This window comes from Pseudomonas capeferrum (assembly GCF_013523055.1).
GTDB classification, from domain to species: domain Bacteria; phylum Pseudomonadota; class Gammaproteobacteria; order Pseudomonadales; family Pseudomonadaceae; genus Aquipseudomonas; species Aquipseudomonas capeferrum_A.
Genome location: NZ_JAAMQM010000008.1, coordinates 197,263 through 208,550, shown reverse-complemented (window position 1 = coordinate 208,550; position 11,288 = coordinate 197,263). Strand labels below are relative to the sequence as shown.

Annotated in this window: 8 protein-coding genes; 3 read left to right on the top strand and 5 right to left on the bottom strand. The window is 61.0% G+C overall.

The annotated features are described in order from the left end of the window. Positions 1–18: 18 nt before the first annotated feature. Together G7009_RS11440 and G7009_RS11435 are read left to right on the top strand one after the other, a co-directional pair. Positions 19–459 carry a hypothetical protein gene (locus G7009_RS11440; protein ID WP_181130182.1) on the top strand — a complete coding sequence of 147 codons (441 nt, stop codon included), beginning with the start codon at positions 19–21 and terminating at the stop codon, positions 457–459. 21 nt (positions 460–480) lie between these two features. Next, complete coding sequence (locus tag G7009_RS11435) at positions 481–927, top strand: excinuclease (protein WP_181130181.1); 447 nt, start codon at positions 481–483, stop codon at positions 925–927. Here G7009_RS11435 and G7009_RS11430 read toward each other — a convergent pair. Then, positions 913–1,830: a LysR family transcriptional regulator gene (locus G7009_RS11430; protein ID WP_181130211.1), complete on the bottom strand. Its 918-nt coding sequence runs from the start codon at positions 1,828–1,830 to the stop codon at positions 913–915. The two genes, G7009_RS11435 and G7009_RS11430, sit on opposite strands and share 15 nt — an antisense overlap. A gap of 161 nt (positions 1,831–1,991) precedes the next feature. Here G7009_RS11430 and G7009_RS11425 point away from each other — a divergent pair, with 161 nt between their 5' ends. Next, positions 1,992–3,200 carry an MFS transporter gene (locus G7009_RS11425; protein ID WP_219856539.1) on the top strand — a complete coding sequence of 403 codons (1,209 nt, stop codon included), beginning with the start codon at positions 1,992–1,994 and terminating at the stop codon, positions 3,198–3,200. 85 nt (positions 3,201–3,285) lie between these two features. Here the strand turns inward: G7009_RS11425 and G7009_RS11420 are convergent, their stop codons facing one another. The 4 genes from G7009_RS11420 to gltB all read right to left on the bottom strand — a co-directional run bounded on the left by G7009_RS11420 (position 3,286) and on the right by gltB (position 11,193). After that, the gene (locus G7009_RS11420) at positions 3,286–3,633 is read right to left on the bottom strand and encodes a YgiW/YdeI family stress tolerance OB fold protein (RefSeq protein WP_181130179.1); all 348 of its coding nucleotides are present in this window, start codon (positions 3,631–3,633) and stop codon (positions 3,286–3,288) included. Between the two features lie 363 nt (positions 3,634–3,996). Next, the gene (gene hemE, locus G7009_RS11415; RefSeq protein ID WP_181130178.1) at positions 3,997–5,061 is read right to left on the bottom strand and encodes a uroporphyrinogen decarboxylase; all 1,065 of its coding nucleotides are present in this window, start codon (positions 5,059–5,061) and stop codon (positions 3,997–3,999) included. Between the two features lie 147 nt (positions 5,062–5,208). Further along, positions 5,209–6,627: an FAD-dependent oxidoreductase gene (locus tag G7009_RS11410; RefSeq protein WP_181130177.1), complete on the bottom strand. Its 1,419-nt coding sequence runs from the start codon at positions 6,625–6,627 to the stop codon at positions 5,209–5,211. A 120-nt stretch (positions 6,628–6,747) separates the two neighbouring features. Next, positions 6,748–11,193, bottom strand: a complete 4,446-nt coding sequence (gene gltB / locus G7009_RS11405) for a glutamate synthase large subunit (protein ID WP_181130176.1) — start codon at positions 11,191–11,193, stop codon at positions 6,748–6,750. Positions 11,194–11,288 lie beyond the last annotated feature (95 nt).

Sequence of the window (11,288 nt, the reverse complement as noted above, 5' to 3'; positions counted from 1 at the left end):
CCTGCTGGAGAGAATGGAATGTCTTCGTTCGTGCGTACTGCATTGCTTGGTCTGCTACTGATTGGCGTCGTGGGCTGTACTTCAAAACCACTGCTCACACCACAAGAACAAATCAGCCTGAATCCACCGGTCAGTGCTGAGCAGGTCAAGCTAGCGATCGTGCAGACCGCCATCAAGCGCGGTTGGACAGTGCGCGAAGTGAACGCGCAACAGGTTCAAGCCGACATTCTCGTGCGCAACACGTTTTACGCTGCCGTCGATGTCGACTACAGCGCTAACGGTTATCGCATCAGCTATCGCGATAGCCGCGAGCTGAACTACAAGGACGGCAAGATCCACCGCAACTACAACCGTTGGGTCAACGCACTGGACATCGACATTCTGCGCGAGCTGAAGAACCAGCGTGCTCTGCAGGAACCACAGCGCGCGCTGCATGCACATGACACACACCTCAATTGAAAGCCATCAAGGAATGAAATCATGCGTTTGAAGACCTGGACCGCCACATCGGCCATCCTGCTGTGCATGCTGCCCGGCCTCAGCCAGGCCCGCGACACGACCCTCAACTTGCCTTTTGAAAAAGTCGTTCAGCAGATGCTCAGTGAGAGGAAGCTAGACGGCTCGGTGAAGTTCTATCTGGCTGGCGTCCAACCAAAGGGCAAAGTGGAGGTGTTGCGCGCCAATGAGTTCACCAACAAGAAGACCAATGCTTTCAACAAGAGCGATGAAGCCGCCTGCGAATGGGCCTTGCAGTCCGCCTTGCTGACCATGCAGGACGCAGCCCGCAAGGCCGGCGCCAACGCCGTGACGAACATTGCTAGCTACTACAAGAAAAACGAGCGTAAAAACCCGGTAACCTACGAATGCCACGCCGGTGCAGTCATTGCCGGCGTCGCCATCAAGGGCGACCTGTCACGCGTCGACTGACCCTGAAAGACGGGTCGGGGCCTGATGCGTCAGCAGTCGCGCAAAGGCCTCGGCCATCGGTGAAGATGCTCCCTTGCGCTGTACCAGCCAGACGGCTGTCATGGCACCCTCGTCCAGAAGTGTCCGGTAGACCACCCCATCAATGCGCATGCGCTGGAAGGAAGCAGGCAGTACCGATACGCCCAGCCCAGCCGATACCAAGCCAATAATCGTCATTACTTCACGCGCCTCCTGGGCGAAATGAGGATTGAAGCCTGCCTGGCGAGCCAGATTCAGCAATTGCGCGTGCAAGCCGCTGCCATAGCTGCGAGGAAAGAACACAAAAGGTTCATTGGCGAGGCTTTCCAGATATAGGCCCTGATCACTGCTCGTCGCCAACGGATGCGAGACATTGAGCACCGCCACCAAGGGCTCTCGCAGCAACTCGGTGGCTACCAGACCATCCGGTAACGGCATGGGGCGCATCAACCCCAACTCGATAGCTTCATCGAAGACTGCCTGGGCGACATCGCGGCTACTCATCTCCCTGAGATCCAGATGAACTGCCGGAAAGCGCTGGCGAAAAGCATGGATGGCTTTGGGAATGTTCGAGTTGAAAGGTGCAGAGGAGGTAAAGCCGATTTTCATTTCTCCCAGTTCGCCTAACTGAGCACGTCGCGCTACATCCGCCGCTTTTTCCACCTGAGCCAAGACCAGCCTGGCTTCCTCGAGAAACAGCCGACCAGCCTCGTTCAACTCCACCCGACGATTGGTGCGCTCGAACAGACGGGCCCCGAGTTCCTGCTCCAATGCTTGAATCTGTTGGCTGAGCGGTGGCTGGGAGATCCCCAGTACTTGGGCGGCACGGCCGAAATGCAGTTCTTCAGCCACGGCGATGAAGTAACGTAAATGGCGCAGTTCCATGTCGATTCCAAATAGGTCGTAAAAGCTATCAAACAGGTCGAACAATATATTGGATCTAATCATTAGCCAGCTATATGATTTTCCATTGCTCTGTTTGACGCCGAGGTCATACGTCCGTGAAATCAGCCATAGTCCCCTTGTCAGTCAAGCCCGAGCCGTCAATGCGTCCGACATCTTCCGACATTTGGATCGAAAAGGGCACGCCTGCCTTCATGAGGACGGTTCTGGCCCTGTTCAGCGGCGGCTTTGCCACCTTCGCCCTGCTCTATTGCGTGCAGCCGATGATGCCCTTGCTGTCGAAGGAGTTCGATATCAACGCGGCGCAGAGCAGCCTGGTGCTCTCCGTGTCCACCGGGTTGCTGGCAGTCGGCCTGCTGATCACGGGACCCATTTCCGACCGCATCGGGCGCAAGCCGGTGATGGTCTTCGCGCTGGTGTGCGCGGCCCTGAGCACGCTGGCCAGCGCGGTAATGCCTACCTGGGAAACCGTCCTGGCAACCCGCGCCCTGGTCGGCTTGTCCCTTAGTGGCCTCGCGGCAGTGGCCATGACCTATCTCAGCGAAGAGATCCACCCGCAGCACATCGGCCTGGCCATGGGTCTGTACATCGGCGGCAATGCCATCGGTGGCATGTGCGGTCGCCTGATCACGGGTGTGCTGATCGACTTCGTCAGTTGGCACACGGCAATGCTGGTCATCGGCGGGCTGGCCCTGATCGCCGCTATCGTGTTCTGGAAAGTCCTGCCAGAGTCGCGCAACTTTCGCCCCCAGGCGCTGAACCCACGCAACCTGATCGACGGCTTCGTCATGCATTTCCGGGATGCGGGGCTGCCCTGGCTGTTCCTCGAGGCCTTCTTGTTGATGGGCGCCTTCGTCACCCTGTTCAACTATATCGGCTATCGCTTGCTGGCAGAGCCCTACCACATGAACCAGGCACTGGTCGGCCTGCTATCGGTCGTCTACCTGGCAGGGATCTACAGTTCCGCGCAGGTCGGCGCGCTGGCCGACAAGCTGGGCAGGCGCAAGGTCTTCTGGGCAAGCATCCTGGTCATGGCCGCCGGCATGTTGCTGACGCTGACCAGCCCGCTGGCCTTGGTGATCGTCGGCATGCTGATCTTCACGTTCGGTTTTTTCGGCGCCCATTCGGTAGCCAGCAGCTGGATCGGCCGACGCGCGCTCAAGGCCAAGGGTCAGGCCTCGTCGTTGTACCTGTTCTGCTACTACGCGGGATCGAGCGTGGCCGGTACGGCTGGCGGGATGTTCTGGCACCACGGCGGCTGGAATGGGGTCGGCCTGTTCATCGGCAGCCTGCTGGCGATAGCCCTGCTGGTGGCGGTGCGACTGAGTCGATTGCCGCTGAAGGTTTCCTAGAGGCGCTGTATCACAGCGTGGCGAGGAACAGCTTGTGGAGGGACCAGACGGCCCCATCCACCAGTTGACGCTCTGCAGAGGGCTATCAGTCGATGATTTCGACTACATCGACATCCACTTCACGGCTCATGAGGTTCTTTTCCACTTCGCCGGTCAGCTTGACCTTGGTCTTTTCATTGAACTGCTTCATGGGTAGGTCCTCATCGTCGATCTCGACGGTGATGGTGCCGGTGGTGTCCTTGAACTCATACTTGTCGTCGTTGTTGATCTTCTTGGTCACGAAGCCCTGCAGCGTGACCGGCGTGTCATCGGCGGCTTCATTGGCGGCAGCGACGGTCGTGACGGGCTGAGCGCCAGGACCGGTGTAGCCGGCGGCCAATGCGGCGGTGCTGAACAGAGGAGCGAGCAGGAAGGCGAGGTAACGGGTTTTCATGAGGGCGGGTCCTGTGTTGATTTCGATGGACCCAGATTAGCGCCAGCGCCTGAATTGAAACTTAATACGAAAAGCCTGGCTAATACCCCAATGCCGGTCAGTTAAGGAAAACTATTCGATTTCACATGCTGGAGCTTGTATGACAGTTCTAGAGCTTTTGTGAGGCTGACGGCCCTTCGCGGGGCAAGCCCGCTCGCCACCGACGCGCAGTGTAGCTAATACACATACCCAGTGGCGGGCGGGCTTGCCCCGCGAAGGGCCGTCAGCTTCACGGAAGATTCCAGAAGCCGAAGGCCAGTCCAGCATGTGAATCGAATATTTCCCTAACTGAACGGCATCGGGTATAGCCGGGCTTTCTTACGTCTACGCGTGATACTGCGCCGACAGCTCATGCACGGCGTTGATAAACGCACCCGCGTGCTCTGGATCGACTTCCGGCGTGATGCCGTGCCCCAGGTTGAACACATGGCCGCTGCCCTGTCCGTAACTGGCAAGGATGCGCCCGACTTCCTGGCGGATCGCTTCCGGCTTGGCATAGAGCACGGTAGGGTCCATGTTGCCCTGCAGGGCTACCTTGTCACCGACACGACGACGCGCATCGCCGATGTCGCAGGTCCAGTCCAGACCCAGTGCATCGGCACCCGCCTCGGCAATGCTTTCCAGCCACAGGCCGCCGTTCTTGGTGAACAGGATCACCGGCACCTTGCGACCGTCATGCTCGCGGATCAGGCCGCTGACGATCTTGCGCATGTAAGCCAGTGAAAACTCCTGGTACGCCGCCGCCGAGAGGTTGCCACCCCAGGTGTCGAAGATCTGCACGGCCTGAGCACCGGCCTGGATCTGCCCGTTGAGGTAGCTGGTCACCGACTGTGCCAGCTTGTGCAGCAGCAGGTGCATGGCCTGCGGGTTGTCATAGAGCATGGCCTTGGTCTTGCGGAAGTCCTTGGAAGAGCCGCCCTCGACCATGTAGGTCGCCAGGGTCCAGGGGCTGCCGGAGAAGCCGATCAGGGGCACGCGACCATTGAGTTCGCGACGGATCGTGCTGACGGCATCCATCACGTAGCCCAAGTCCTTGTGCGGATCCGGGATCGGCAGGGCCTCGATATCGGCGAGGGTGCTGACGACCTTCTTGAAGCGCGGACCTTCGCCGGTTTCGAAGTACAGGCCCTGGCCCATGGCATCGGGGATGGTGAGGATGTCGGAGAAGAGGATCGCGGCGTCCAGCGGATAGCGGTCCAGTGGCTGCAAGGTGACCTCGCAGGCGAACTGCGGATTCATGCACAGGCTCATGAAATCACCGGCCTTGGCGCGGCTGGCGCGGTATTCCGGAAGGTAGCGTCCCGCCTGGCGCATCATCCAGACAGGCGTCACGTCTACGGGTTGCTTGAGCAGTGCACGCAGGAAACGATCGTTCTTCAGGGCAGTCATGTCGGCATCCGGAAAAAAAGTGCGGGCATTTTCTCAGACACCAACGCAAAAGGCACGGTAGATCCCGTGCCTTTTGTCTATCGACTCTCATAGAGTCGATAGATTTGCTTTAACGAGGCGTCTGCGGGTCAATCCCGCAGCGGTAGATCACACGCCCAGGTAGTCGAGAATTCCTTCAGCGGCGGTGCGGCCTTCGAAGATGGCGGTCACCACCAGATCGGAACCACGAACCATGTCGCCACCGGCAAAGATCTTCGGATTGCTGGTCTGGTGCTTGTACGTGCCTTGCTCCGGTGCCACGACACGGCCCTGGCTGTCGGTCTGGATATCGAACTGCTCGAACCAGGGAGACGGGCTGGGACGGAAACCGAAGGCAATGACGACCGCATCAGCCGGGAGGATTTCCTCGGAACCCGGGATCGGCTCGGGACTGCGACGACCGCGGGCATCCGGTTCGCCAAGACGGGTTTCGACCACCTTGACACCTTCGACCCTGTCTTCGCCGACGATAGCGATCGGCTGGCGGTTGTACAGGAACTTCACACCTTCTTCCTTGGCGTTCTTCACTTCCTTGCGCGAGCCCGGCATGTTCGCTTCGTCGCGACGGTAGGCACAGGTCACTGTCCGGGCGCCCTGACGGATCGAGGTGCGGTTGCAGTCCATCGCCGTGTCGCCGCCACCCAGGACCACGACCTTCTTGCCCTGCATGTCGATGAAGTCCTCGGGCGCCTTCTCGAAGCCCAGGTTGCGATTGACGTTGGCCACCAGGAAGTCCAGTGCGTCATGCACCCCTGGCAGGTCTTCGCCGGGGAAGCCGCCCTTCATGTAGGTGTAGGTACCCATGCCCATGAACACCGCATCGTACTCGGCGAGCAGTTGCTCCATGGTGATGTCCTTGCCCACTTCGGTGTTGAGGCGGAACTCGATGCCCATGCCGGTGAAGACTTCGCGACGATTGCTCAGTACGGTCTTTTCCAGCTTGAACTCGGGGATGCCGAAGGTCAGCAGGCCACCGATCTCGGGGTTGCGATCGAAAACCACCGGTGCCACGCCGGCGCGTACCAGCACGTCGGCGCAGCCGAGCCCGGCAGGGCCCGCGCCGATGATCGCCACACGCTTGCCGGTCGGCTTGACCTTGGACATGTCCGGACGCCAGCCCATGGCGAAGGCCGTATCGGTGATGTACTTCTCGACACTGCCGATGGTGACGGCGCCGAATCCATCGTTGAGGGTGCAGGCACCTTCGCACAGGCGGTCCTGTGGACAAACGCGACCGCATACTTCCGGCAGTGTGTTGGTCTGGTGCGACAGCTCCGCCGCCGCCAGGATGTTGCCTTCGGATACCAGCTTCAGCCAGTTCGGAATGAAGTTGTGCACCGGGCACTTCCATTCGCAATACGGGTTGCCGCACCCTAGGCAGCGATGAGCCTGCTCGGTGGTCTGCAGGGGCTTGAAGGGTTCGTAGATTTCCACGAATTCCTTCTTGCGCTGGCGCAACAGCTTTTTCTTCGGATCCTTGCGCCCTACTTCGATGAACTGGAAGTCGTTACTCAGACGTTCAGCCATTTTTCAAAACCTCATAACCGCAGATGCAAGCCGTAGGCCGCACGCTGCAAGACGATCACTTAAGCCCGGCAAACCTTCGGCTGCGGATGCAGCACGAGGTTTGCCACTTGCAGCTGTTCTTTACTGCGGGTTGGCACGGGTACTGGAGAGCAAGTGCTTGAGACTGGCCGCCTTGGGCTTGACCAGCCAGAAGCGCCGCATGTAGTCATCCAGGTTCTCCGAGAGCTCGCGCCCCCACTCGCTGCCGGTCTCTTCCACATATTCGGCAAGGACCCGCGCCAGGTGCGTGCGGTAGGCCTCCATCGCTTCGCCACTGATGCGCTGGATTTCCACCAGCTCGTGGTTGAGCTTGTCGACGAAGGAGTTGTCCATGTCGAGCACGTAGGCGAAGCCGCCAGTCATGCCAGATCCGAAGTTGTAACCGGTCTTGCCGAGGACACAGACAAAGCCGCCGGTCATGTATTCACAGCAATGATCGCCAGTGCCTTCCACGACGGCATGGGCGCCGGAGTTGCGCACGGCGAAGCGCTCGCCCGCGGTACCGGCGGCGAACAGCTTGCCGCCCGTGGCGCCATACAGGCAGGTGTTGCCGACAATGGCACTGTGCTGGGTCTCGAACGGGCTGCCGGCCGGGGGCACGATGGTGACCTTGCCGCCGGTCATGCCCTTGCCGACGTAGTCGTTGGCATCACCGGCCAGGTACAGGTTCAGGCCACCGGCGTTCCACACCCCGAAGCTCTGCCCGGCAGTACCGTTGAAGCGGAAGGTGATCGGCGCACCGGCCATGCCCTGGTTGCCGTGCAACCGCGCGATCTCGCCGGAGATACGTGCACCGATGGAGCGGTCGCAGTTGCAGATGTTCATGCTGAACTCGCCGCCGGAGCGGTCGCGAATGGCCGGCATGGCCATTTCGACCATCTTCTCGGCAAGCTCGCCCTTGTCGAATGGAGGGTTGCGATCGACCTGGCAGAACTGCGGCTTGTCGGCAGGCACATGCGGACTGCCCAGCAGAGGACTCAAATCCAGGTGCTGCTGTTTCTCGGTCTCGCCTGGCAGTATTTCCAACAGGTCGGTGCGTCCGATCAGCTCACCCAGGCTGCGTACGCCCAGTCTGGCCAGCCATTCGCGGGTTTCTTCCGCCACGAAGGTGAAGAAGTTCACCACCATGTCGACGGTGCCGATGTAATGGTCCTTGCGCAGCTTGTCGTTCTGGGTCGCGACACCGGTGGCGCAGTTGTTCAGATGGCAGATGCGCAGATATTTGCAGCCTAGCGCGATCATGGGCGCGGTGCCGAAGCCGAAGCTCTCGGCACCAAGGATAGCGGCCTTGATCACATCCAGGCCGGTCTTCAGACCGCCGTCGGTCTGCACCCGAACCTTGCCACGCAGATCGTTGCCCCGCAGGGTCTGATGGGTTTCGGCCAGACCGAGCTCCCAAGGCGCGCCAGCGTACTTGATCGACGTCAACGGCGAAGCGCCGGTGCCGCCATCGTAGCCGGAGATGGTGATCAGGTCGGCATAGGCCTTGGCCACGCCGGCCGCGATGGTGCCCACGCCTGCCTCGGCTACCAGCTTGACCGATACCAGTGCCTGCGGATTGACCTGCTTGAGGTCATAGATCAGCTGGGCCAGGTCTTCGATGGAGTAGATGTCATGGTGCGGCGGCGGCGAAATCAGGGTGACGCCCGGCACCGCGTAGCGCAGCTTGGCGATCAGGCCGTTGACCTTGCCACCTGGCAGCTGGCCGCCCTCGCCAGGCTTGGCGCCCTGGGCGACCTTGATCTGCAGCACTTCGGCGTTGACCAGGTATTCCGGGGTCACGCCGAAGCGGCCCGTGGCGACCTGCTTGATCTTCGAGCTCTTGATCGTGCCGTAGCGAGCAGGGTCTTCGCCACCCTCGCCCGAGTTCGAGCGCGCGCCCAGACGGTTCATCGCCTCGGCCAGGGCTTCGTGAGCCTCTGGCGACAGCGCGCCCAGGGAGATACCGGCCGAGTCGAAACGCTTGAGGATCTCCTGCAGCGGCTCGATCTCGTCGATGGCCAGGGGCTGGTCGGCCACCTTGACCTTGAGCAGGTCACGGATCATCGAGACCGGACGCTTGTCGACCAGCGCGGTGTATTCCTTGAAACGGGCGTAGTCGCCTTTCTGCACGGCAGCCTGCAGGGTATTGACCACGTCCGGGTTGTAGGCGTGGTATTCGCCGCCGTGGACGAACTTCAGCAGGCCGCCTTGCTGGATCGGCTTGCGCGCGCTCCAGGCCTCGGCGGCAAGCAGCTTCTGTTCGTTCTCGATATCGACGAACCGCGCGCCCTTGATACGGCTGGCCACGCCACGGAAGCTCAGGTGAACCACCTCGTCCGACAGGCCCACGGCTTCGAACAGCTGGGCACCGCGGTAGGAGGCGATGGTCGAGATGCCCATCTTCGACAGGATCTTCAGCAGGCCCTTGGAGATGCCCTTGCGGTAGTACTTGAAGACCTCATCCAGGTCGCCCAGCACTTCGCCGGTACGGATCAGGTCCGCCAGCACTTCATAGGCGAGGTACGGATAGACCGCCGAGGCACCGAAGCCCAGCAGCACGGCGAAGTGGTGCGGATCGCGCGCCGTCGCGGTTTCGACCAGGATGTTGCTGTCGCAGCGCAAGCCTTGCTCGGTCAGACGATGGTGTACCGCGCCCACGGCTAGGGAGGCATGCACGGGAAGCTTGCCGGGAGCGATGAGGCGATCGCTCAGGACCAGCTGGGTCTTGCCGCCGCGTACCGCTTCCTCGGCCTGATCGGCGATGTTGCGGATCGCCGCTTCAAGGCCCAGCTCCTGCTCGTAGTTGAGGTCGATCACTTGCCGCTCGAAGCCTTCACGCTCCAGGCTCATCAAGGAGCGCCATTTGGCCGGCGAAATCACTGGCGAGCTGAGAATCACCCGCGAGGCATGCTCGGGGGACTCCTGGAAAATATTGCGCTCGGCGCCCAGGCAGATTTCCAGGGACATGACGATCGCTTCACGCAGCGGGTCGATCGGCGGGTTGGTGACCTGGGCGAACTGCTGGCGGAAATAGTCGTACGGCGAACGCACGCGCTGGGAAAGAATCGCCATCGGCGTATCGTCGCCCATCGAGCCCACGGCTTCCTGGCCCTGTTCGCCAAGCGGGCGCAGAACCTGGTCACGCTCCTCGAAGGTCACCTGGAACATCTTCATGAACTGCTTGAGCTGGTCGGCGTCGTAGCTGGCCACGCCCTGGTCGTCGCTCAGGGTCGCCTGGATGCGCACGGCGTGCTGACGCAGCCAGCGCTTGTACGGATGGCGCGACTTGAGACGGTTGTCGATGGCATCGGTGTCGAGGATCTGACCGGTCTCGGTGTCCACGGCGAAGATCTGGCCAGGGCCGACCCGGCCTTTGGCGATCACCTCCTCCGGCTTGTAGTCCCAGACGCCGATCTCGGAAGCCAGGGTGATGTAGCCATTGGTGGTAGTGACCCAACGAGCAGGTCGCAGACCGTTGCGATCGAGCAGGCAGACCGCATGGCGTCCCTCGGTCATCACCACGCCCGCGGGGCCGTCCCATGGCTCCATGTGCATGGAATTGTATTCGTAGAACGCGCGCAGGTCGGCGTCCATGGTCTCGACGTTCTGCCACGCTGGCGGAATGATCATGCGCACGCCGCGGAACAGGTCGATGCCGCCGGTGACCATCAGCTCGAGCATGTTGTCCATGCTCGACGAGTCGGAGCCAACACGGTTGACCAATGGACCGAGCTCCTCCAGGTCCGGGATCAGCTCGTTGGCGAACTTGGTGCGCCGGGCCATGGCCCAGTTGCGGTTACCGGTGATGGTATTGATCTCGCCGTTGTGCGCGAGGAAGCGGAACGGCTGCGCCAATGGCCATTTCGGCAGGGTATTGGTGGAGAAACGCTGGTGGAAGACGCAGATCGCGGTCTGCAGGCGCTCGTCACCGAGGTCCGGATAGAAGGCGGCGAGGTCCGCCGGCATCATCAGGCCTTTGTAGATGATCGTCTTGTGCGAGAAGCTGCAGATGTAGTGGTCGGCATCGCCTGCGTTGGCCACCGAGGACCGGCGACGGGCGCTGAACAGCTTGATCGCGAACTCCTGATCGCTCAGGCCCTCACCACCGACGAATACCTGCTCGATCTGCGGCAGGCGCTCCAAGGCCAGGCGTCCGAGCACGCTAGTGTCGATCGGTACCTTGCGCCAGCCCACCAACTGCAGGCCCGCAGCGAGAATCTCGCGGTCCATGTTGGCGCGCGCAGCCTGCGCTTTCACTGGATCCTGGTTGAAGAACACCATGCCGACGGCGTACTGCCTGGGCAATTCGACGGCAAATTGATCCTGTGCGACGGCGCGCAGGAATCGATCAGGCTTCTGCATCAGCAGGCCACAACCGTCCCCGGTCTTGCCATCGGCGTTGATTCCGCCACGGTGGGTCATGCAGGTCAAGGCCTGCATGGCCGTTTGCAGAAGGTGGTGGCTGGGTTCGCCCGTCATATGGGCGATCAGGCCGAAACCACAGTTATCCTTGAATTCTTCGGGATGGTACAGACCTGTTTTCATAGACACATTCTCACCAGGTTCGCCTCTACACCAAGGCAAATCTTTTTCTAATACAACCACTTACCTTCCACGCCGGTCAAAAGCCAGCTTTGTGG